The organism is Alteromonas sp. a30 (genome assembly GCF_026788005.1).
Classification (GTDB): Bacteria; Pseudomonadota; Gammaproteobacteria; order Enterobacterales; family Alteromonadaceae; genus Paraneptunicella.
Genome location: NZ_JABEPE010000010.1, coordinates 114,691 through 137,164, shown reverse-complemented (window position 1 = coordinate 137,164; position 22,474 = coordinate 114,691). Strand labels below are relative to the sequence as shown.

Sequence of the window (22,474 nt, the reverse complement as noted above, 5' to 3'; positions counted from 1 at the left end):
CTGATTGTCACAATAGGAAATCTTTATTTTCCTATTTGGAACACACCTCATAGACTCGGTTGGCATAGGATGTTTGTCCTGATATAAGTTTTCTAATCAGGCCAAACACTTATTAATCGAACTTGTCAGAGGAAAGTTCCCGATGTCCACAATATTAGTTATTAATGAATCTCCTGGTATTACGTTAGATAACGTAGGAGTCGCAACAGAGAAACGTTGTGCAGCAACTCCAGCCACGGTTAAAAAAATGAAACTGGCAAACGCCAAGGTGCTCGTTGAAAGTGGAGCGGGGAAGTTAGCAGGTTATCTGGATGCCGAATATGAACAAGCGGGTGCAGAGCTTGTTTCCGATCGTAAGGCAGCCATCGAGGTTGCTGACATTATTCTTTACGTCACTCGACCAAGCGAAGCTGATATTGCGCTATTACGCGCCGGAAAGCTTGTTGTTGGTCATTTAGATCCCTTTTTTGAAAAATCACTCATCGAAAAGCTGGTTGCCAAGTCAGTTGGCCTCATCAGTATGGAAATGATCCCAAGGACCACGCGCTCGCAAAAAATGGATGCGCTAAGTTCCCAATCTAACCTTGCTGGGTATGTGATGGTAATGAACGCTGTTCATCAACTTTCTACCATTCTACCCATGATGATGACGCCATCAGGCACCATTAAACCCGCCAAGGTTTTCATTATTGGAGCTGGTGTTGCCGGCTTACAAGCAATTGCAACGGCAAAACGCTTAGGTGCCAGTGTGCTTGCCTTTGATACCCGAGAAGTTGTTGCTGAACAGGTGGAATCCTTAGGAGCCAAGTTCTTAAAAATCGACCTTGGTGAAACCGGACAAACCAAAGATGGTTACGCCAATGCGCTTTCACCTGAGCAGGTCGAAAAACAGAAAGCCGGTCAAAAGCAAGCCATTGCCGATGCTGACATTGTTATCACTACAGCAAAGCTATTTGGTCGAAAACCGCCTGTTATTGTTACCAAAGATATGGTTGAAGCGATGAAACCGGGCAGTGTTGTTGTTGATATGGCAGCCGAGATGGGGGGGAATGTAGAAGGTTCTGTTCCCGGTGAGGTCTCGCAAATTAATGGAGTGCATATTGTTGGAACAGGAAACTGGGAAAATCAAGTCGCAAAAGATGCCACTGCCATGTATTCCAATAATGTTTTCAATTTATTAGATGAATATTGGGATACCGAAAAAGGCGAAATAGCCATTGATTTTGATGACGACATTTTGACCAGTTGCGTCATTGCCTATGACGGGCAGTTACGTAACGAGATGCTAATTAATCACTACCAAACACTTCAGGGGGAATAAACAATGGAAACGATTTATCTGTTGTTCATCACGGTTTTGGCAGCCTTCTTGGGATTTGAACTTATCCGTAAAGTGCCCGCTACATTACATACCCCTTTGATGTCTGGGGCGAATGCTATTTCTGGCATTACCTTAGTCGGAGCGTTGGTTGCCGCAGGGGGCGAAGACGGAACCTTAACTACCATTATTGGCACCGTTGCTGTTGTGCTCGCTACTGTTAACGTGGTGGGCGGATACATGGTAACTGACAGAATGCTTGCCATGTTCAAAAAGAAAGCTGAGAAAAAATCAGCGAAAGACGCATAAGGGGTAGCCAGTATGAATAGTGCAATTTTAATTAATGCTACCTACATCGTTTCAGCATGTTTATTTATCCTTGGCTTAAAGTTGTTAAGCCATCCGTCCACTTCAAGAAAGGGCAACACGGTTTCTGCTATTGGCATGTTTCTCGCTGTGGTGATTACCTTGCTAGATAAAGACATTATTAGCTATCACTGGATCATTACCGGCATTGCTATTGGTGGTGTTATTGGGGCGATATTTGCCAAGAAAGTCGAAATGACGTCCATGCCAGAGCTCGTCTCGTTGTTTAATGGCTTTGGCGGCTTAGCGAGTTTAGCGGTTGGCTGGATCTCGGTACTCACTTTGGCGAATCAAAGTGTTTCTGAATTAGCCAGAGGGGTCGTCGAAGGGAGTTCAAACCAAGGGCTTTCTCTTACCATTTCAAACTTATCTATCATTATAGGTGGCATTACCTTTTCGGGCAGTGTGATTGCATGGGGTAAACTCAGCGGCAAAATGACCTCGGGTGCTATCACCTTTGCAGGACAGCGTTGGGTCAATATTGCCTTGATTCTTGCCTTGGTGGCAGTTAGTTATCAGCTAACGCAAACGCCAGATAATGCCAACCTAATTTATAGCATTATCGTACTGTCTGTTGTGTTAGGAGTGCTGTCGGTCATTCCCATTGGTGGCGCAGATATGCCAGTGGTGATTTCGCTATTAAATAGTTACTCCGGTATTGCAGCAACGGCAGCAGGTTTTGCTATTGGCAACAATATCTTGATTGTAGCGGGTTTGTTGGTGGGCGCGAGCGGCATCATTCTCACTAATATCATGTGTAAAGCTATGAACCGTTCCCTAGTGAATGTGCTGTTGTCTGGTTTTAGCAAACCTATTGATACTTCAATGAAGGTTGAAGGTGAACTTAAAGCATTATCGCCAGAAGATGCATTCTACGTGTTAGAAGCTGCACAAAGTGTATTAGTCGTGCCGGGTTACGGTATGGCGGTAGCGCAAGCACAACATGCGGTAAAAGAGTTACAAGAACTCATTGAAAGTAACGGTGGCGAAGTGGTTTACGGAATTCACCCTGTTGCCGGGCGCATGCCGGGTCACATGAACGTGCTACTTGCAGAGGCAGATGTGTCTTACGATTTATTGCTAGAAATGGATGCGGTGAACCAGCGCATGGAAACCTTCGATGTGGCAATTGTTATTGGGGCAAACGATGTTGTTAACCCCGCAGCAAAAGAAATGAAAGGCAGCCCAATTTACGGTATGCCGGTTATTGAAGTGGAACGAGCGCGTACTGTGTTTGTACTGAAACGTACTGCCAATGCCGGTTTTGCGGGCGTCGATAATCCATTATTCTTTAAAGACAATACCCGTATGATATATGGAGACGCCAAAGACACGCTTAATTCTGTTATTCGTGAATTTGGAGATGATTAAGGTTAACGTTATTTAACGTAAAACAAAGAAGGGGAGGCGCCGTGCTTCCCCTTTTTATTTGAAATCTCACACAAGATGCTTTAAATGGAGTAATCAGTTCCCGATACCCAATGAGTTAATATGACACACGACGAATTTAACCAATATTGCCAATCTTACACAGGCACAACTTATGTGATGCAATGGGGAAATTCACATATTTGGAAAGTGGGGGAGAAAGTGTTTGCGATTGGCACAACTGATAACGATGGATTGCCAGCCTATACCTTTAAAACATCCGACTTAAACTACGACTTTTTAAAGCAAAGTGAGGGGTATCGGCCCGCACCGTATCTAGCCTCAAGAGGATTAAAATGGATTCAACAAACTGCCAGTAACGCTGAGCGAGACGAGGAATTGCGTTACTATTTAAGTGAGTCGTATCGTTTAGTTTCGCTGGGATTAACGAAGAAGAAGCAAAAAGCGTTGGGGGTAAATCAGGATGTGTAAAGGGAGGACATGAAGTAGGAAGAACAAGCGATTAATACTTGTCCTTCCTTTGTTTTAATTATGTTTTAAGAGAGCGATTAAAGCCCCATAACTGAGCGGCCTTGTTTAAAGGTGATGTCAACAGGAATGCTGGCTTTCGACAAACGATCTAAATCGCTTTGCAGTTGCTTACCAATCACGCCTTTCTCTTGAACTAGCGTGTTTACACCTTGGTAATTGCCATCGCCTTGCAGCGTTAAAATGAGTTCAGACAAACTATCAACAGCATCGCCCATTTTTTCTAAATCCACCTGATACAAGCCCTTGTCGTTGCGACTAAATACGCCTTTTTCTTGGAAATAATTAAAGCGGATCATATTGGCTTTACCATGAGCACTAGAAGCGCCAAAACGTACTGAACGGAAAATACCGGCCATAAAAGTGACGTAGTAATCAGCCAAAACGCCTTCGGTAATTTCACCCTTTTCTAATAGTTGGCTAACCATGTACAGGCCCAAAATATCAGCTTTACCTTCTTCTAATGCAGAAGCATGCTCTTGTAGCGCCTGACGCACTGTGCTGTTGCCATCTAAAGTGTTTTTAATGCCCAAGCCATGTGCAACCTCATGGAACATGGTGTTGGCGAAGAAAGCATCAAATGTAATGTGTTTGCGTTGCTCCGGTACAATCAATTCGTTGGCAATTGGCACCAGAATGTTATCGAATTTAGCGCGCATGGCATTTTTCAATTGTAAGCGGCGCGTGCCTTTTTCTAGTTGAACTTGCTCATCATTGGGCAAGTTAATAGCAATAGTTTTACTGCCCGCATTGGAATGGCCCGCATAAAAAATCACATCGTAAGCATTCAAGTCGGCATTAGCCCCCGGCTTTTCCGCTTTGTATTTAGCTGGAACTGGCAAGCCCTGTTGCAGTTCAGGCAAAAACGCGGCGTATTTTGCTAAACGTGCGCTCCACTCTAAGTCTTTAATTAAAACGTAAGACTCGAAACTCGCGCGGTAGCCAAACAGTAAGTCTTCATAAGTTTCGATAGGACCGTAAACCAACTCAATAGGGTTGGTTTTCATATCCATCCATGCAAAATCTGATGCTTGATAATCGTCTGTCAGCAAGGCTTTTGCACGCATGGTCAAGTAATTCGCGAATGACTCATCTTCAGCCAATGATGCCGCTTGCTCTAGCAATTTGGCCGCGCGTGTTAACTCTTCATTGAAATACTCTGAATAAGGGACGCTGGTCAGCTTGCCGTCGTCGCCACGAACAATCATGGAATACAAACCGGTTTTGTCTTTTACATCACTGCTGTTTAATTCTTCTTTGGTCATATCCGCAGGATAGAATTGTGCACCTTTCGGTTTTTCTTCAACGCCACTTAAAAACGGCGCATCGCCTTGTAGGCGATCCCAAGGGCCATAGTTGATGTCGGTGAATTTTTGAGTGGCAGGGTCGGTAATACTGTTTAGCAAATCTTGATAATTGGGACCATAGGATTGTTTCCAGAACAGTTCATCCATAATTTTCGACGCATCAATTAAAACGCCTAACATTTTCTTTTGGTTAGCGTTAAGGTGAGAGATGTCTGCGGTTAATTCAACGGGATGATAAATATCTAAGCGCTTTTTGAAATCGGGAAGTAAGGTGGGTTTTTCGCTGCTGGCAGATACGCTATTGGTTGTCTGCTCGGTTGTTTGAGGGGAGCAGCCGCCGAGGATAAGTCCACCTGCAATGAGTGCTGGGGCGATGAGCTTTTTGTTCATGCAATGATCTCTATTCGTTATAGTTATGGTTGCGCTTATTCTTGCTGTCATCGATGGAGAATGCAACGCCTAATCGCAAGATACAAATTGATACTTACCACGCATTTCCCACTATTTACATTTGTTTAAATGGTGGATACTGTGCGGCAATTAATGCCGATATTCTTAAACCTTTGGGATGGGTTAAATTCGAACATGTCTGCTGAAAATACACTGCTCAAAGTGCTGGTCGATAAAATCAACAACGACACTCTCGTGTTGCCAACCCTACCTGACATCGTGTTAAAAGTGCGAAGAACGGCAGATGATCCAAATGTGAGCTTAAATCAAATGGCGGAAGTCATTTCACTCGATCCTTCCTTAAGTGCGCGAATGATGCGTATCGCAAACAGTGCGTTTTTAGGACGAGCCATAAAAGCGGAATCAATGTTGCAGGCGGTCAATAGAATCGGTCTTGATCAAATCAAAAACATTGCTACGGCGTTGGCGCTTGAGCAATTATACGTTAGTAAAAATGATGTAATAAAAGCCTACTTAGAGCAAGTTTGGAAACGTAACATTGCTGTGATGTCGCATTCGATTGCCGTTTTTCACTATTTCTCCAAATACCATAAAGGCTCAAAGCTGGACTTGGATGTGATGACGTTATGTGCTTTGTTGCATAATATCGGGGTATTACCGATTTTAACCGAAGCGGAGCGCTCACCGAAAGACTACGCTACCCCTGATTTTCTAAATACAGCTATCCAAAAATTGTCCGGCAGAATTGGCTTGTCTATTGTTCGTGCTTGGCATTTGGGCAGTGATTTCGAGCAGGTCGTATTGGGCTGGCGAGATCTGAACCTGCAATCAACGCAACCAAATTACACCGATTTCATACGCCTAGGCGCGGTCGCCGCAGGGTATTTCAAATCACATCAAGGAAAAGTGATAGAGACAGCAATGAAGAAGAACATCATTCGAGATATAGAGGTGTTCGAAGAAACCGAGTACCTTGACGCTTTACAGCTTGTGAAAGAGGCGTTCGACTGATAGGTACTTGATTTCTTGCTTTGTAAAAAGGAATTTTATGCGTTTACCAGTCTTCGTTTCCAAAAACCTGAATAGTTAAAGCGACTGCCTCCTGCGTGGTAATGCATCTGATGTTGCTTGATATATTGGGAAAAGTCGTTGAATACACTGTCTTGATAATCCAGAAGCGGCTTTTCATCCTGTTTGCAAATGCTTTTACAGATGGCTTCCCCCGCGAGGTTGCCGTGTATCACTGATTTGGTAATTCCTGCTGAAGATATTGAATCGTAGCTTGAGGCAGCATCACCCACCGCTAGCCAATTTCTCCCAACCACATTCGATAAAATATCGGAAGGAGATGGGCGTAAATGTAGGCTGTCTGGTTCAGGTAATTCACAACCTAATTGATGGATGCATTGTTGGTAAAACCATGTGCTATCCAGTAATGTGCGATACCAATTACGTGGCGCAGACAAATCTTGCGACTTGAGTTCGAATGAGTCTGTGCAAAAGCTAATAAGCGCCTTATTTTCAGGTAATTGTGTACCGTACCACCATCCACTCGGTGCACTCGAAACCATCGTATTTGCGGCGCGCTTCTCGCCTTCTGGTAAGGCGTAAATCGCGCAAATCGACATCACTTTATCGAAGTGATTGACAGCAATATTTAATTTAGAGGTAAAGCTACGGTTGTGGCCTGTTGCATCTACAACAAAATCGCTGTAATGCGTGTTGCGCTGACCATTTCGCTTTAGAGCAAGGCGGTATCCATTTTCATGGGGTTCAATATCGGTTAACCGTGCATTGTCGACCACTTCAATAAGCTGCTTTTTGCAGGTTGCTAAAAGTTGTTGATTAAACAACTCTCGATTTAAGTGGTATCCGTTGCCAACTGGAGTAAATAGAAAGTCGTTATATCCTGCTCGGCTTTCTTGCCACTCAGAAATGCTGCCGGGGCAAATTAGATGATCGTCACCCTCAAGTATTTCATGGGCATCAATGTCACGGAGGTGTTGATTAAGCACGGGGGGCACCGTTTCGCCAATGCAGGGGGCATTGGTGTTGGGTGCGGTGAAGACGAAAATGTTGAGTTCAAATCCTTTTCGTCTGGCATGTTTTTGTAGAGCTAGCGCAGTGGCGCACCCCGCAGGGCCGCCACCAATAATGCTAACGCTCAGATTAGTAGAGTTCATAAAGCTTATTCCTGAATCATTACCTGAGCCATTGCTACTGTCGGTTGTTTATTTGGGGCCGCAGTCACTGGGCTTTGTATAACCCGGTTCTACCGCGGTGGGCCAAGGCTCAACCGTATTTCCATGACTGTCAAATTGACTGGATACCTCAAGGAACTTATCTGCACCATAATGGGTATTATGTTCCTCATCGGCAATTTGTGTTCCCTGAATAATAAACCCGACTTTATGCCAATTTTCAACAAAATCGAAATAACATTGATATCGACCTTGTTGTTGAGGGTAGGGAGTTTCCGTTCCTGTACCTCTAACACTGAATAGAGTATCGCCAATACTCCAAGTCTGTGTTTTGCTGTCATATCGGCAGGATTCTTTCGGGTAAACCGACACCGGACGTTGCGCAGGCCACGACCAGTAAAGCGTATTGCTTTGATCTGGATTAGGGTCGGTGGTGTGGGTTGCACAGCTGTTATAGTCCGTATGCCAAGGTTGAGACATGAATTTACACAGGTCTCCCGGCTCTACTTGGTATTTACGCAATGGCACATAACCCTCTGTTAAAAAGTGGGTGCTTTTATCCGTCGCATGACTGTAGTTAAGAGGCTTCATGTTAATACGGAAAGGGCCTGTTTTACCTTGCCACTCTTTTTGGTACAAGTGGACATCGCGCACGATGAAGGTCAGATCGATACCCGGCGAATAACGTCCACCTAAGCAGTTCTCTAACACCATTTTGTCCATATACTCGCCCTTTCCTAAAGGCTCATAAGCTTCAACCGATTGGCCTTGATACCACTGCATGAGCAAAAAGTATTGTGTCTCAGTTAGCGATAAAAAGCTCTTCATGGCGTCGCCAAGGGCAAGGGGCATTTTACCCGGAACACCATCTTCATTGCCCGGCGCATCTGATGTCCCCGGAGGCGAAGGCTTGCGGATTAAGCTAGTAAATGAAGGAATCTTGCTGGAAGGATCATCCGTTGGCTTAATTTGTGCCATGAAATCATGGCCTTTTACGCCTTTGTTAGGTAATGCGGTATTCCAACGTTGTAAAAAAGCCGCATGAAAAACAGGGATGACATCGCCATAAAAAGAGGCTTTGTAACCGTCTTGGAAGCCATCGTTATAAATGCTTGGTGTTAATGATAAGTTCTGCACCCAAGTGTCGTAAACATCGTCCCATGTTGATACTACATTACGGGTTTGTGGTGCATAGCCAGGGTCGGTACAAACAATCCAACCATGAACGGCTTGTACGCTTGAACCATCTTCAAAAACCACCGTCGCACAGACAGGACCATCGGACGTGTCGTCAAACCAATTGTCATTATCAATGGCGTTATCGAGTTTTGGCGGATTGCCATCATCGTCTTTGATTGCACTGGCTTTTCCGTATCCACCAGTCACAATTAAGCGTCCAGAGATTTGCTCAATTTGCATTTCGCCTAAGCTATCGATTGTGCCAAGCGGCTCAAACATATCAAAGTGTTGATTCGGGAAACTGATCGGGTAGCTTGGTAGGCTTTTAATGCTGCCGTTATCTAAGGTATAACTGGCCTCAGAAGATTGGCTAAACTCAAGTTGTGCTCCAGCGTTATTTAACACTGAAATGGCTCTTGGGCCTGCATCTACCACTAACGTGTTTAAGCGGTTAGCACTCGACAAATCATCACCATACTGCGGGTTGCGTACTGGTGGTGTATTCCCATTTTCGTACGAGATGATGCCTTCTTCTTCGCCTTGATCGTTAACTATGGTGTAATTGTTGTTTTTCTTGTTGGCTAAATGCACTTGCCAAACAATATCTTTAATGACTTTGCCACCTACCGTATCGCCAATCTTAATTTCTCTGCCTTTGTCTTCTGCTGGGTAGTTGGTTTGTTCTTGGTCGTAAGCGAATAAGCGGAAACGCGCTGCTTGTCGTTTCACTTTACCATCGCCATCACGAAAATCATGTTCGTCGATGGGGGTGTCTTCTGTGTTAGGTTTGACCGGTAAGCCGCCAAATAACCCCGTTTCCCTGTCGATTAATTCTCCTGCGGCAGTTTCAGGAGCAAGATAGTATTCTTCACTGTTTCCAACACGAGCAAAGTTAATGGTGGGATGAACGCGAAAGTAACTCATTTCTTGTCTCCTAATTTATTGAGGTACGTTTTGACTTCTTCCAATTCTTGCGACCAGAAAAAGATGTTCTGGAAAGCATGACTAATGTTTAAGTTGGTGGCTGGGAGTGGGTCTAAACTCATTTTCGGCGGGAATTCTTGCGCTGTATTGTGACAACGGAAGCAGTTATTCATGCTGTCTGCCACTTGCGTAAAGGTTTCGATGGTGCTGTTAGAAAGCTTCAATGAACCCGTTAGCAGGCTATCGTCAGCCAATCTTAAACCGGGAACTAGCTTGTCTTCCCCACCGAACCAAATCGCGCCAATTTCATCGTAGTTTTCCCAAACATCACCGTTATCGAGTTTAGATTGGACACTCGCGTTTAGCTGGGTAATGTGAGCGGTATTGCTTTGCTGTTCGTTGGGGGCGTTACCAAAAGGATAGCGTCGACACACTTGTGTGATTGGGGTAAAGGTTTGCGTTGCTTCGTTTAACTCCATACCATCTTTGGCGGGGTTAATGTTGCAATCTTGAAGTTTGGTGTTCGCCGTGTAAAACGTATAGTCATCTGGTGAAACAGGCGACGTAAAGCTGGTTCCGGCTTGCACATCGGGCGCATTGTTATGATGCTCAAACGTTGCCCAAATCATTTCAGGATGACCTTGTACAATCCCTGCAATGTGAAAGCCAACTAAGGCTACGGTTGCTGAGTAAGTTTCCTCATGATTCACTTGAATGCCATTAGCCGTGTTAACGAGCTTGGCTAACTCGGTTTTCATAGTAAAGACATCGCTGGTGTCTTCACCTTCTTTTACCACACGCCACGCGGCTTTTAACTCTAATGCTCCCGCTGTGCCATAAATGGGGAATTCGGTTTGAGGCGCGGTTTTACCCATGTTGATCACATTTTGAGGGAAGCGAAAATCTTGGCTTTTGTTGTAGTTGCCACTTTCGTCTTTTCCCTTAATAAAGTTAGCAAAGGTTGGGTTCACGTATTGCGAGTAATATACCGCTTTACCATTATGGTCGATTAAAATGCCATCTGTTCCCGCTTGTAGATATTCATCAAACGACATTGCCGTAGCATGTTTGGTACGTCGTGGCATGAGGCCGCGATGCTCCATTCCTATTAAAGATTGCGGCGACTCAAAAGATAAAAATCGCGGATTGCCGTTTTCATCTTCTTGGGTTAACCATAAAAACATTTGCCATGACCACTGGTGGAACACGCAATTGGTGGAACTTTTAAAGGTGGCATCGTTTGGCCTTGGTGTTTGAGAATGAGGAAACCAATCAGGTTCTGCTAAACATTCACTGTTTTGCTTAGCGTTGACGTTGGTGCTCATTGATAGCATCAATGTTGCTATGATCAACGGTAGTATTTTGTATAAGCGTAGATAAAGAGAGTTTCTTTTGGGCTGCATATTGCCTCCTCGGCATGCCTTATCGCTTTTTAGGTTTGTAGTGTGGTTATGAGCCATCGCAAGCCGATACTGTATTGTTTTATGCTAGCGATGGGTGCCTAGAAAATTACTGGGCTTAATGAGTGTAGTCGTGGTCTGAGAATTTGCCTATTTCACGTTATTACACATTACATTTTTGTTCAAATTTTAAAATTTAGAAGTTTCAATGTTTTTTAATATTATTTTGTATGAATTTATGTCATGTGAAAGCAAATCTATTATTTATAAATTGACATATAGGATAAAATAAGGTCCATATTTAGGTTGTTAAAAAAGGAGTGAAGTATGTCAATGTATATTCCCCCAAGCGATATTAGGTTTAAGCTACAAGGGTTTACTACTAAAGAATGGCTGATAGGTCGGGATGAAGATGTTGTCATGTATTCAGGTAATACCTATGACGATCAGTATTGGTACTTAGAGCCAGGTACGGGTGAGTTTGAGGGGTATTACCGGATTATTGGCCTTGAGTATGGTGGCTGCATTGTTGAGCGAGATGTTGTCGAATATTACAAAGGTAGCGGTGTATATAGCGATCAATATTGGCGTTTTGAAGCGGGCTCAGGTGAGACGGAAGGATATTTTAGAATTCTCGCTTATAAGGATTCTAAATGCATTGTTGAGCGTAATCCTGCTATTACTTACCCCTATGACGGCGGTATCTATAATGACCAATATTTTTGTTTCATCTACGAAGATATGGAAGTAACAGATGTTGATTATCAAACCAATGAATCACAAATAGTCGACCAGACTCCAGACGTTTTAGCAACCTTAACAAATCAGAATGATACTGATTCTGATCAAGTTATGGAATTGGATAAAACTAAATCGGTAGAGAATAGTTCTAGCTTTTCTCGGACATCAGGCTTTTCCATAACCGAAGGGTTTACCTTTTCAGCGGGAATTCCATTTGTTGCAGATGTGGAAGGCTCGATCGAGGTCACAACAGAGGAGTCGGTAACCTTTGGTGAAGAACAATCTTATTCTGAAAGTTATCAATGTAATTTCCCTGTGGTGGCTCCACCTCACACCCAAGTTATTGCTAAGGCAGAAGTATGGAGAGCTACCTTAAGTGTGCCGTATGTCATGACGTTAAAATCCAAGAGAACAGGTGCGGAGGTGAAAACCTATGGTACGTGGGAAGGAGTAACGACATGGGATTTACGTTGTAACTATACTCAATCCCCTTATCCTGATACTGGCGATTCTGCGGATCTGAAAAGTTTCTGCAAAAGATAAAGTACGTATTTAGAGTGGAATAAATAACAAAGGCTACCTTAGGTAGCCTTTTCTGTTAACTTGGGGGGTTTAAATCCCCGATTCCTTTAAATTAAAGGTTTCGTCAATCCACTCAGCGAGTTTCACCAGTTCACCAGCCATAAGCGCAAAATCGGCGTCGGCGCGGGCGGATAATTCTTCAGGTGGAATATCGTCGTTTTCTTCGCGCATCATGTCGGAAAATTTAATACGTTTAACTGACGCATCTTCTTGGATAATGCAGGTCAGGGTTTCCTTCCAGCTAATTTCCACTTTATGAAGCTGTTTGCCAGCGTCTAAATGCGCTTTGATCTCGTCAGCGAATAAATCTTGGTTTTTACAACGAATAATGCCGCCGCTTTCTGCTGGGTCTTTCAATTCGCCTTCTTCTAATAACTCGATGTCGCGCGGCCAGCTATCGGACACCAACCAATCGGTAAGCTCTTCGGCGATGCTGCGTTTGGAAAGCGGCACAACAGGCAATGAGCCTAGTGTTTTACGCAAAACCGCAAGGTAGGTCTCGGCTTTACCGTCGGCAGAGGCATCAATCATAATGAGATTGGCAGACGAGCAAACAAAGCCGTGAGTGTCGCCAATTTTAGTGAAGGCTTGTGGCAAAAGTTTATGTACGATTTCTTGCTTTAAATCTTGCTTGGCTTTTTTGCCAACAGGATTGCCGGTGCTGGATTCAATTTCGTTTACTTTGTCTTCCAGTTCTGCATTAACAACTGACGCAGGCAATATGCGCTCTTGTTTGCGTAAGGTGAACCAGAAATTACCATTCGCAGAGTGATATAAGGCTTCGCCTTGACCGAGTGGATTGGTCCATCCCATGCTTGCCAGTTCTTGGCTGCCGCAAGGGCGGAAGCTGTTTTCTGTAAGTAAATCTTGAAGTTGTGATTCATCAAGATTGAGGGTTTCTGTGAGTCGGTAAATTTTTAAATTCTTAAACCACATGAATGCTGTTTCCCTTAGATACCGGAGTGTTGAAAGGCGCAAGAATGACGTGCGAAAATTAGGTGGGCGAGGTTATCAGGAAGTGACGCCTCAAACCAGTTATTCCGAGCAGAATGCATCATTCATATTATGATTTGGGAATTTAATATGATACGCAACGCCTTCGCCTTCTCGGCTTTCCACTGTGATTTCCCCGTTAAGTGTTTGCGTGACCAAGTTATACATAATATGTGTGCCTAGGCCGCTCCCCCCTTTACCGCGTTTAGTGGTGAAAAAGGCGTCGAAATGCCTTTCTAACATTTCTGCGTTTAAACCCTTACCGTCATCTTTGTAATCGATACAAATGTCATCATCTTTTTGATAAATGTCGATGGTAATAGTGCCTCTTGTTACATGTTCAAAGCCGTGGATCAGGGAATTCATCATCATATTGGTGATGATTTGTGCAATCGCGCCGGGAGCACAACATACGGTAATGTCGTCCCGACAATTCACGTTCACTTTATGCTCGGTTTTCTTTAATCTGGGCGCTAAGGAGTGAATGATTTCGTTCACGTATTCTAGCAAATTGATGTTTCGAATCGCTTCGCTGGTTTGGTCAACCGAGACTTGCTTAAAGCTGGCAATGAGGTTGGAGGCGCGATTTAAATTATTCATTAACAGATTAGTTGTTTTACTGGTATCTTCCAGAAAGTTAGCCATGGCTTTGTTTGTGAGTTGTTTATTATCAAAGTCACTTTGGAGCTTTTGTAGTCTTTCTTGCAAAATACTCGCAGCGGTCACACCCACACCAATCGGGGTATTCACATCATGGGCAATGCCGGCCACCAAGCCGCCTAAAGAGGCCATTCTTTCTGACTCTACAAGTTGATCTTGAGCTAGGCGTAGCGTTTCCATTGAGTCAGCTAATTCTTTGTTTTTCTCAAGCAAGCGCGTTTCAATTTGGCGGCGGTTTTCATTTTCTTTTTTCAGCGCATATTGTTTATCAATGAGTTCATCACGCTGTTGTTCTAAGTCCAGCATGATTCGGCTGAGAGTCGCTGTTTTTCTGGCCACTTCCTGTTCGAGCATCAAGTTTTGTTCGTCTAATTTGCGGTTGGCATCGCGCAACTCTGATTGCGCCCCTCCAAGCCGACTTTGAAAATCGATGAGGTCATCAACCAAATCATTGTACGCATCTCGTAAAACATACAACTCGTTTTTCTCGCCTATTTTCACCACTAGTTTAGATTGCTCAAGTCGCTCAATGTCGAATTCATTCATCTGTCGTGTGAGCTCGGACAAAGGGTCGGTCAGCATCGTGCGAAATGCATTGAGGAATAAAAAAACCAAAAAACCGGTTTTTAAGATGGCATTACTGATTAAAAAATAAATGCCTACTTCAATTCGTGAAAAGATAATTTCAAAACTGGAATAGAGGGTAACGTCGCCCACATTCGAAGTGCGCCCAGAAAATTCAAAAATAAGCGGGAACGTGAAACCAAAGGTGCCTCCTTCATGTTCATGGCGTACACCCGTGTTAACAGGGGGAATTTCTAGAAGTGAAGTTGTTCCTAAATTGGCAATATAGCTGCCGTTTTCATCGCGAATTTGCACCCCTTCAACAATGGGTAATTCCATTAAACCTTCGGCAATTGATTTAGCTTGTGGGGTATTAAGCTCCCAAATGGCTCGGGTTAAGCTGACGCTAAACGTGTTTTTTAACGTTTGTAGCTCATCGACAATATGCTTTTTTGCATTCAGATATTCCGTCAGAATTTGACCAGCAGTTACCAGCAGCGTCAGGATAAAGTAAACCGATAAAACCCGGGTAAGCAGTTTGGTGGATAGCCCGGTTTTGACTTTAGACATTAAAGAACCCTTATTATTATGACGCTGTCTGTGCCAGCTATTTACTCGTAAACCATTGTTTATACTGCTTATTGAACGGTTCAAGTGAGCGATGGCAGGAACAACTCCGAATACTTCTTATCTTGAAGAAATGTATACCATTAATGTTAATGCGTGGAATTTCTAATCGTTAATTGTAAAGCTGATTTTATAAGCGTGTCGAAATCTATTTGCTCAAATGACATCGTTATTTAGTCTAATGAGGATGCTGCTCGACGGGCCAAAATCAAAATTACAAACAAAAATGTACGCGATTTAGCTTACAATGACTAGGCTAAAGTTTTCAGACATTTCATGAAAATGTCATATTTTAGACAAATAATTGCCGCGAATTTTTAGGACTACTGGGTTATCTCATGTCGAAGCGTATTCTTGTTGTTGAAGACGAATCACCTATCCGTGATATGGTGAAGTTTGTATTAGAACAATCCGATTTTGAAGTGATTGAAGCTGAAGATTTTGATGTCGCACTGGAGAAGGTAAAGGAACCTTATCCAGATTTAATCTTATTAGATTGGATGATGCCGGGCGGCTCAGGTGTGCAACTCGCGAAGAAGTTGAAGTTGCACGAACATACTCGAGACATCCCCATTATCATGTTGACCGCCAGAGGTGAAGAAGAAGATAAGGTGCGCGGGTTAGAATCGGGAGCGGATGATTATGTCACTAAGCCTTTCTCTCCAAAAGAACTTATCGCGCGAATAAAGGCCGTGATGCGCCGTGCTTCACCCACATCGGCAGATGAACCCATTAATATTAATGGCTTGATTCTTGACCCTGTTTCTCATCGTGTTTCATCTAATGATAACCATCTTAAACTGGGGCCAACCGAATTTAAATTACTCCACTTTTTTATGACACACTTAGACCGCGTATACAGTCGAGAGCAGTTATTGGACCATGTGTGGGGAACAAACGTTTACGTGGAAGATCGTACCGTAGACGTTCATATTCGACGTTTACGCAAGGCCATTTCGGGCAATGGGCACGAAAATATGATACAAACCGTTCGTGGTGCGGGATACCGTTTTTCTGCGAAAATGTAATCTATTCTGTCTATTGGTTTTATTCTGCAATGACCGATAAAAAATCACTGAGATAAGCCTCACTTTTTTATCCACTTGTGCACAAATAGGTTGTTGCATTTAAGCTCCAAGGGGGCGACTTTACTCGTGTACTACCCATTTTCTTGGTTTAAAAACATTGCCAAATTAGCGGCGTTGCTGCTGTTAGTGCTCATGATTGGTGCTTATTTTGATAATACTCTGCTTGCTTGGGCTGGGTTTATGACGGCACTGGTTGTTACCAATTATTGGCGATTATTTCAGTTAAATCGTTGGTTGTGGTATAGCAAAAAAATGACGCCTCCTCATGCTAAAGGCGTGCTTGGTAATATCTATGATGGCATTTATTACTCCCAGCGTCGTGCGCGAAATAAACGTAAGCAATTGGGTCTGCTTATCCGTCGTTTTCGAGAAGGCTCCGAGGCTCTGCCCGATGCGGTGGTTGTGGTAGATGATCAAGGACACATTTTCTGGTGTAACCGATTAGCGCGTTTAGAGCTTGGGTTAAAGTGGCCGGAAGATTCTGGGCGGCGTTTAGATAACCTTATCCGTCACCCTAAATTTGTTGCTTTCTTTAACGCGGGGAATTTCGAGCGTCCAGTGGAAATTCCTTCTCCGACCAATGTTGACAAAACCTTCGAGTACCGAGTTATGCCTTATGGTGAAAATCATTACTTGTTTATTGCTCGTGACGTCACTCAAATTTCCCAGTTAGAGCAAATGCGTAAAGATTTTGTCGCTAATGTTTCTCATGAATTACGTACCCCGTTAACAGTATTAACTGGGTATTTAGAAATGTTTAAAGGCCAAGTAGATATGCCGCCTGCACTGCTGAGCAAAGCTCATAGCGAAATGGCCTCGCAAGCAACGAGAATGCAGAACTTAGTAGAGGAGCTGTTAACGCTATCACGTATTGAGGCCAGTTCTGAACGTGTTTACGAGAAAACCGTGGACGTACCCAAGTTGTTAAAGGCGATCGAAACTGAAACCCTATCGCTCAATAAAACCAAGCAGCACACAATTCGTTTTAATATTGATAATAACTTGCTTGTGTTAGGTGTGGAAACGGAACTACGCAGTGCATTTTCCAATCTTATTTTTAATGCCATTAATTACACACCAAATGGCGGTGAAATCGTTGTTGATTGGCATAATCTGCCCGATGGTGCGCGTTTTTCTGTGCGTGATAATGGCGACGGTATTGCCCCTGAACATTTAAATCGCTTAACCGAACGTTTTTACCGAGTGGATAAGGCACGTTCAAGAAAAACCGGCGGCTCAGGATTAGGTTTATCCATCGTGAAGCATGTATTATCACACCATAATTCGAAATTAGACATTGCCAGTCGCGTGAGTGAAGGCAGTGAGTTTTCTTTTGTTTTCAAAGCAGATATGACAGTAAATCGTGACTAACATGCAGTGGCCATCTTACCTTCGTTTCACACTTCCACGTTGCTTACTCAAGCGAGTGGGTTGGATGTTGATGCTCAGCATTTGGGGCGGTGGCGCGGTGACTGCGGCGCCTTATCAAAAACAAGCGGGTGTAGCAGGAACTGTTACCGTTGTTGGTTCCGATACGATGGCTGGGTTGGTGGCACTTTGGTCACAACATTTTCGGCAAATTTATCCCCATGTTAATGTTCAAATGCAAGCAACGGGGTCGGCAACGGCACCTACAGCGTTAACAGAAGGGGTGGCCAATATTGGCACCATGAGCCGGGAATTAAAGGCAAGTGAAGTCGAATATTTCAGGCGTAAGTTTGGTTATGCTCCAAAGCGCTTAACAGTAGCTTTGGATGCCATTACGCTGTTTACGTCGCTGGATAACCCCGTAACAGGTTTGTCGTTACAAGAAGTGGATGCTATTTTTTCGATGACCCGCTATTGCGGGGCTAACCAAAATATCACCAACTGGCAGCAAATCGGTGATAACAAGCAAAAGAGCTTGCCAATGAAGCTCTTTGGACGAAATTCGGTATCCGGTACTTATGGGTTATTCAAACAACTCGCTTTGTGTCGTGGCGACTTCAAAGCCAATGTGAATGAAATGCCAAGCTCGGCATCCATTATTCAGTCTGTCGCATTTTCACCCGGCGGTTTGGGGTATGCAGCTTTTGGATATACTTATTCGGGTGTGAAGGTGTTGCCCATTAAATCCAGTGGCGATACATATATTCCACCCTCCTCAGAAAGCATTGCCAGCGGGGAATACCCACTGTCGCGAACCTTATTTTTGATTATCAATAAAGCACCACAAGAGCCGCTTCCGTTTATCACCAATGAATTTCTTCGCTTTATTTTATCTGATGAAGGGCAGTCTTTGGTTAGGCAGGGCGGGTACGTGAGTGTTCCTGAAGTGACTGTTAAACGTCAGTTGAATTTGCTGCGGCGATAAAGGTGTTGATTCGATTATGGCTTTACCGGTGCAATGGAAAAACTGGGTACTCAAGGCGTTGTTAAATGGCACCTCTGCAACCGAAATTCTATCGACATTAATGCAAAATGGCTTTCGTTTTGAAGATGCAAAAGCGGTGCTGGGGAGCAATTTACCTGCGTCGGTAAAAAGTCCGTTGAATGATGATTTTTATCTTAAGTTATCTAAACCGGCATTTTTAAATAACGCGGCATTTGAATATCGCGACATTGGCAAGGCGTTAGGTGTGGGGCATCAAATCCAGCTGTACTCTTTCCCAGACTTTTTAAGCGCAGATGAGTGTAATGCAATTATTCGTGCCACCGACAATCGGTTTACGCCTTCGACGATTGCCGCAGAGTCTGGGTATGCGTCTCATCGTACTTCCACTACCTGTAATTTAACGTTTTTGGATGCACCCATTGTTGGCGCTGTGGAGCAAAAAATTGTGTCTTTGCTACAGCTTGGTATCGGCGAAACCGAGGTGATGCAAGCGCAGCGTTATCAACTTGGGCAAGAGTTCAAAGCACATACTGACTATTTTGAACCCGGCACAGAGGCGTTTCGTCAGCATGCTACTGTTCGAGGCCAACGCACATGGACTTGCATGATTTATTTGAACCGCGTTGAGTTAGGCGGCGAAACTGAGTTTATTGCATTAAATCATGCGGTGAAGCCGGAACAAGGTACGGCTCTCGTGTGGAATAATTTGCTGCCGAATGGCACGGTCAATCCCATGACCATACATCATGCTCATCCGGTAAAAAATGGCGAAAAATACGTGATCACCAAGTGGTTTCGCACCTTCAATCAGTAACTTTTTTCCCCCTCCATAGCGGATTCTTTGGGCTAAATCCGATGTATATCTATTAAACATTTGTGACAGGTTTCGCTTGTAACAAATGTGTCACAGTTGTCCGATAGGCTTTGCGCCAGAATTTTCTCACAATCTAAAATTCCGAATTGGAGCACACTAATGGAATTTAAAAACGTATTTAAAATTTCTGCGCTTACGGCAGCACTTGCATTAGCTGGCTGTGGTGGCGATGTTAATATCAACGAAGGTGACATCGATAACAGTGTAACGAATCCTCCAGCTACGCCAACGACTCCAACAACACCGACAACGCCAACGACTCCTACAACACCGGATTTACCGGGTGAGTTTAATGCAGGCTTAAGCCAAGCCGTATCCAGTGCGTTAGGTCAAACGGTAACAGTTCAAGTTATTTCTGGTCGTATTACTGAAGACACGGTGCTTAGCAACGACGCAATGTATGCGATTTCGGGTGCGGTATTTGTTGGTAACGACAAAGCAGACAGCGCCACGCTGACTGTTGAAGAAGGGACCGTTGTTTTCGGTCAATCAGGTAACGATTACTTAGTGGTTAGCCGTGATTCAAAAATTGAAGCGGTAGGGACTGCAAACGACCCCATCATCATGACTTCTTTACAAGACGTGGTAGGTGATGCCACGGCAGCAGGCCAATGGGGCGGTTTAGTGCTTTTAGGTAATGCGCCATCAAATAAATGCCCTGTTGACGGGTCTGACTGCGCGCTTCAAGTTGAAGGCGTTGAAGAAGGCGCGGTATTCGGTGGTACAGACGACACTGACAGCTCGGGCTCACTTAACTATGTTGTAGTGAAATTCGCCGGTTTTGAAATTGCACCAGATAACGAATTAAACGGTATTACATTCGGTGGTGTTGGTTCAGGTACCAACGTTGATTACATCCAAGTTCACGCTAACGCAGACGATGGCGTTGAATTCTTCGGCGGCAACGTTCAAGCGAAACACCTCGTGTTAACTGGCAACCAAGACGACAGCGTAGACTGGGATAACGGTTTCCGCGGTAAAATGCAATACGTTTATATTGAGCACGACAAAAACGCAGGCGACGCTAACCGTGGTATTGAAGCGGATAACGACGGTTCTACGCCGGACATCGAGCCTCAATCAAATCCATTCATTTCAAACCTGACCATTATTGGTAACAACTTTGACGGTGAAGACGATTCAGAGGGTGTTTACCTACGTGAAGGTACGGGTGCGCAAATCTATAACATGGTGATTACTGGTCCTTCTGAAATGGGCGAATGTTTAGAAGTTGAAAACATCGCAGAAAGCCAAGCAAACCTTGCTGATGGCACTATCACTATTGCTAACTCTGTTATCGCGTGTAGCAACGGCGAAAACTTTAAAAATGCGAGTGGCGCGGTTGACCTAGAAGATTGGTTCTTAAACACACAAACAGGCAACTCGATTTCTACCGCAGTGATGTTAGGTAACGACGGTGCACCACTTGCAGGTTCTCCATTGTTAGGTACAGGTACCGACGCATCTCAAGTTGACGGCTTCTTCGATGTAACAGACTTCATTGGTGCAGTTGGTTCAGACGATTGGCGTCAAGGTTGGGCATTTGGCTTTGGCGGTGGTGAAGTAACTGCTGCGGCACCTGTTGCAGGTTGTCCGACTGGCACAACCGCAATCTCTCCAGTTGCTGGCGTAACAACGTGTCAAATTTCTGGTCGCATTACCTCCGATATGACGTTAACAGCCGGCAACCACTATGCACTTTCTGGTGCGGTATTTGTCGGTGGCGATAAAGCTGACAGTGCAACCTTAACTATTGAACCGGGGGTAACGGTATTTGGTCGTTCTGGTAACGATTACTTAGTGGTTAGCCGTGATTCAAAAATCAACGCAGAAGGCACCGCTTCCAACCCCATTACCTTCACTTCTAGCCAAGACATCACCGGTGATGTAACGGCAGCAGGTCAATGGGGCGGCATCGTGTTACTGGGCAATGCCCCTTCTAACAAGTGTCCGGTTGATGGCTCTGACTGCGCGCTCCAAGTTGAAGGTGTAGAAGAAGGCGCGGTATTCGGCGGTACAGCTACCGACGATAACTCCGGTGTGCTTCGCTATGTTCGCGTTAAGCATGCAGGTTTTGAAATTGCACCAGACAACGAACTTAACGGTATCACCTTTGGTGGTGTTGGCTCAGGCACAACGGTTGAGTACATTCAAGTTCACCAAAACGCGGATGACGGTATTGAGTTCTTCGGCGGTAACGTGAACGCGAAATACATCGTATTAACGGATAACCAAGACGACAGCGTAGATTGGGACAACGGTTTCCAAGGTAAATTGCAATACGTATTGGTTAAGCAAGCATCTGATGACTCTGATGCAAACCGTGCTATCGAAGCGGATAACGATGGCTCAACACCAGACATTCAACCTCAATCTAACCCGTCAATTGCCAACATGACTATCATTGGTAACAACTTCGACGGTGAAGACGATTCAGAGGGTGTTTACCTTCGTGAAGGTACAGGCGCACAACTCGCTAACTTCGTGATTACGGGTCCTGCGGGCATGGGTGAATGTTTCGAAGTGGAAAACATTGCAGAAAGCCAAGCGAACTTAGGTGACGGTACGATTACTTTCACTAACTCTGTTATCGCCTGTGAAAACGGCGAAAACTTCAAGAATGCAACGGGCGCAGTTGACCTAGAAAGCTGGTTCTTGAATACCCAAACTAACAATGCTGTCGCCGCAGATCGCGCCGCAGTGTTAGACGGTATCTTCACCATTTATCAAGGCACAGCGAAAGACTTCTCTGGCGACACTTTCTTCGACGACGTAACCTTCGTTGGTGCGGTTGAAGCGGGTAATAACTGGACAGCTGGTTGGACAGTCGGTCTTGAGTAAGCCTCAGAGCGCTTTCAAATAAAAGACAAAAGTGCGTTGCGGTTGCAGCGCACTTGTCGTAAAAAGCGCCTGAAATTTTTAGTATTCGATTTCTCATGAGGTAACAA

General features: G+C 44.3%; 17 protein-coding genes. 11 read left to right on the top strand and 6 right to left on the bottom strand.

What is annotated here, in order from left to right; all coding sequences use genetic code 11:
- Positions 1 to 142: 142 nt before the first annotated feature.
- The 4 genes from HJG39_RS11595 to HJG39_RS11580 all read left to right on the top strand — a co-directional run bounded on the left by HJG39_RS11595 (position 143) and on the right by HJG39_RS11580 (position 3,544).
- The gene (locus tag HJG39_RS11595; RefSeq protein ID WP_268409353.1) at positions 143 to 1,321 is read left to right on the top strand and encodes an NAD(P) transhydrogenase subunit alpha; all 1,179 of its coding nucleotides are present in this window, start codon (positions 143 to 145) and stop codon (positions 1,319 to 1,321) included.
- 3 nt (positions 1,322 to 1,324) lie between these two features.
- On the top strand, positions 1,325 to 1,627 hold the full coding sequence (locus HJG39_RS11590) for an NAD(P) transhydrogenase subunit alpha (protein WP_268409352.1): 303 nt from the start codon (positions 1,325 to 1,327) through the stop codon (positions 1,625 to 1,627).
- Between the two features lie 12 nt (positions 1,628 to 1,639).
- Positions 1,640 to 3,055 carry an NAD(P)(+) transhydrogenase (Re/Si-specific) subunit beta gene (locus HJG39_RS11585; protein ID WP_268409350.1) on the top strand — a complete coding sequence of 472 codons (1,416 nt, stop codon included), beginning with the start codon at positions 1,640 to 1,642 and terminating at the stop codon, positions 3,053 to 3,055.
- A gap of 120 nt (positions 3,056 to 3,175) precedes the next feature.
- Positions 3,176 to 3,544: an MmcQ/YjbR family DNA-binding protein gene (locus HJG39_RS11580; protein ID WP_268409348.1), complete on the top strand. Its 369-nt coding sequence runs from the start codon at positions 3,176 to 3,178 to the stop codon at positions 3,542 to 3,544.
- A 77-nt stretch (positions 3,545 to 3,621) separates the two neighbouring features.
- Here HJG39_RS11580 and HJG39_RS11575 read toward each other — a convergent pair whose 3' ends face one another.
- Positions 3,622 to 5,298, bottom strand: a complete 1,677-nt coding sequence (locus tag HJG39_RS11575; RefSeq protein ID WP_268409347.1) for a dipeptidyl-peptidase 3 family protein — start codon at positions 5,296 to 5,298, stop codon at positions 3,622 to 3,624.
- 195 nt (positions 5,299 to 5,493) lie between these two features.
- Here HJG39_RS11575 and HJG39_RS11570 point away from each other — a divergent pair, with 195 nt between their 5' ends.
- Complete coding sequence (locus tag HJG39_RS11570; RefSeq protein WP_268409345.1) at positions 5,494 to 6,330, top strand: HDOD domain-containing protein; 837 nt, start codon at positions 5,494 to 5,496, stop codon at positions 6,328 to 6,330.
- A 35-nt stretch (positions 6,331 to 6,365) separates the two neighbouring features.
- On the opposite strand, the gene HJG39_RS11565 is transcribed toward HJG39_RS11570, so the two are convergent.
- Genes HJG39_RS11565 through HJG39_RS11555 form a run of 3 tightly spaced genes read right to left on the bottom strand, consistent with a single transcriptional unit; the run spans position 6,366 to position 11,026 of the window.
- A complete protein-coding gene (locus tag HJG39_RS11565; RefSeq protein WP_268409343.1) occupies positions 6,366 to 7,502 on the bottom strand; it encodes an NAD(P)/FAD-dependent oxidoreductase in 1,137 nt (378 codons plus the stop codon).
- Positions 7,503 to 7,550: 48 nt separating this feature from the next.
- Positions 7,551 to 9,623, bottom strand: a complete 2,073-nt coding sequence (locus HJG39_RS11560; RefSeq protein WP_268409341.1) for a LodA/GoxA family CTQ-dependent oxidase — start codon at positions 9,621 to 9,623, stop codon at positions 7,551 to 7,553.
- Positions 9,620 to 11,026 carry a hypothetical protein gene (locus HJG39_RS11555; protein ID WP_268409339.1) on the bottom strand — a complete coding sequence of 469 codons (1,407 nt, stop codon included), beginning with the start codon at positions 11,024 to 11,026 and terminating at the stop codon, positions 9,620 to 9,622. Before HJG39_RS11555 ends, HJG39_RS11560 begins: the two co-directional genes overlap by 4 nt.
- Positions 11,027 to 11,350: 324 nt before the next feature.
- Here HJG39_RS11555 and HJG39_RS11550 point away from each other — a divergent pair, with 324 nt between their 5' ends.
- Positions 11,351 to 12,307: an ETX/MTX2 family pore-forming toxin gene (locus HJG39_RS11550; RefSeq protein ID WP_268409338.1), complete on the top strand. Its 957-nt coding sequence runs from the start codon at positions 11,351 to 11,353 to the stop codon at positions 12,305 to 12,307.
- 69 nt (positions 12,308 to 12,376) lie between these two features.
- Here the strand turns inward: HJG39_RS11550 and rdgC are convergent, their stop codons facing one another.
- Both rdgC and HJG39_RS11540 read right to left on the bottom strand, forming a co-directional pair.
- Positions 12,377 to 13,282 carry a recombination-associated protein RdgC gene (gene rdgC / locus HJG39_RS11545; protein WP_268409336.1) on the bottom strand — a complete coding sequence of 302 codons (906 nt, stop codon included), beginning with the start codon at positions 13,280 to 13,282 and terminating at the stop codon, positions 12,377 to 12,379.
- Between the two features lie 99 nt (positions 13,283 to 13,381).
- Entirely contained in the window at positions 13,382 to 15,133 is a 1,752-nt protein-coding gene (locus HJG39_RS11540) for a sensor histidine kinase (RefSeq protein ID WP_268409334.1), read from the bottom strand.
- 395 nt (positions 15,134 to 15,528) lie between these two features.
- Here HJG39_RS11540 and phoB point away from each other — a divergent pair, with 395 nt between their 5' ends.
- The 5 genes from phoB to HJG39_RS11515 all read left to right on the top strand — a co-directional run bounded on the left by phoB (position 15,529) and on the right by HJG39_RS11515 (position 22,367).
- Positions 15,529 to 16,218, top strand: a complete 690-nt coding sequence (gene phoB / locus HJG39_RS11535; RefSeq protein WP_268409333.1) for a phosphate regulon transcriptional regulator PhoB — start codon at positions 15,529 to 15,531, stop codon at positions 16,216 to 16,218.
- 126 nt (positions 16,219 to 16,344) lie between these two features.
- A complete protein-coding gene (gene phoR, locus HJG39_RS11530; RefSeq protein ID WP_268409332.1) occupies positions 16,345 to 17,649 on the top strand; it encodes a phosphate regulon sensor histidine kinase PhoR in 1,305 nt (434 codons plus the stop codon).
- Position 17,650: 1 nt separating this feature from the next.
- Positions 17,651 to 18,631 carry a PstS family phosphate ABC transporter substrate-binding protein gene (locus HJG39_RS11525; protein ID WP_268409330.1) on the top strand — a complete coding sequence of 327 codons (981 nt, stop codon included), beginning with the start codon at positions 17,651 to 17,653 and terminating at the stop codon, positions 18,629 to 18,631.
- A gap of 16 nt (positions 18,632 to 18,647) precedes the next feature.
- Positions 18,648 to 19,466, top strand: a complete 819-nt coding sequence (locus HJG39_RS11520) for a prolyl hydroxylase family protein (RefSeq protein WP_268409328.1) — start codon at positions 18,648 to 18,650, stop codon at positions 19,464 to 19,466.
- A gap of 159 nt (positions 19,467 to 19,625) precedes the next feature.
- On the top strand, positions 19,626 to 22,367 hold the full coding sequence (locus HJG39_RS11515) for a hypothetical protein (RefSeq protein WP_268409326.1): 2,742 nt from the start codon (positions 19,626 to 19,628) through the stop codon (positions 22,365 to 22,367).
- Positions 22,368 to 22,474 lie beyond the last annotated feature (107 nt).

Coding starts and splice junctions, on each gene's coding strand:
- HJG39_RS11555 (WP_268409339.1), bottom strand. CDS start 11,026: ATGCAGCCCAAAAGAAACTCTCTTTATCTACGCTTATACAAAATACTA.
- HJG39_RS11585 (WP_268409350.1), top strand. CDS start 1,640: ATGAATAGTGCAATTTTAATTAATGCTACCTACATCGTTTCAGCATGT.
- phoB (WP_268409333.1), top strand. CDS start 15,529: ATGTCGAAGCGTATTCTTGTTGTTGAAGACGAATCACCTATCCGTGAT.
- HJG39_RS11540 (WP_268409334.1), bottom strand. CDS start 15,133: ATGTCTAAAGTCAAAACCGGGCTATCCACCAAACTGCTTACCCGGGTT.
- HJG39_RS11580 (WP_268409348.1), top strand. CDS start 3,176: ATGACACACGACGAATTTAACCAATATTGCCAATCTTACACAGGCACA.
- HJG39_RS11565 (WP_268409343.1), bottom strand. CDS start 7,502: ATGAACTCTACTAATCTGAGCGTTAGCATTATTGGTGGCGGCCCTGCG.
- HJG39_RS11570 (WP_268409345.1), top strand. CDS start 5,494: ATGTCTGCTGAAAATACACTGCTCAAAGTGCTGGTCGATAAAATCAAC.
- HJG39_RS11525 (WP_268409330.1), top strand. CDS start 17,651: ATGCAGTGGCCATCTTACCTTCGTTTCACACTTCCACGTTGCTTACTC.
- rdgC (WP_268409336.1), bottom strand. CDS start 13,282: ATGTGGTTTAAGAATTTAAAAATTTACCGACTCACAGAAACCCTCAAT.
- HJG39_RS11560 (WP_268409341.1), bottom strand. CDS start 9,623: ATGAGTTACTTTCGCGTTCATCCCACCATTAACTTTGCTCGTGTTGGA.
- HJG39_RS11595 (WP_268409353.1), top strand. CDS start 143: ATGTCCACAATATTAGTTATTAATGAATCTCCTGGTATTACGTTAGAT.
- HJG39_RS11590 (WP_268409352.1), top strand. CDS start 1,325: ATGGAAACGATTTATCTGTTGTTCATCACGGTTTTGGCAGCCTTCTTG.
- HJG39_RS11575 (WP_268409347.1), bottom strand. CDS start 5,298: ATGAACAAAAAGCTCATCGCCCCAGCACTCATTGCAGGTGGACTTATC.
- HJG39_RS11515 (WP_268409326.1), top strand. CDS start 19,626: ATGGAATTTAAAAACGTATTTAAAATTTCTGCGCTTACGGCAGCACTT.
- HJG39_RS11550 (WP_268409338.1), top strand. CDS start 11,351: ATGTCAATGTATATTCCCCCAAGCGATATTAGGTTTAAGCTACAAGGG.
- HJG39_RS11520 (WP_268409328.1), top strand. CDS start 18,648: ATGGCTTTACCGGTGCAATGGAAAAACTGGGTACTCAAGGCGTTGTTA.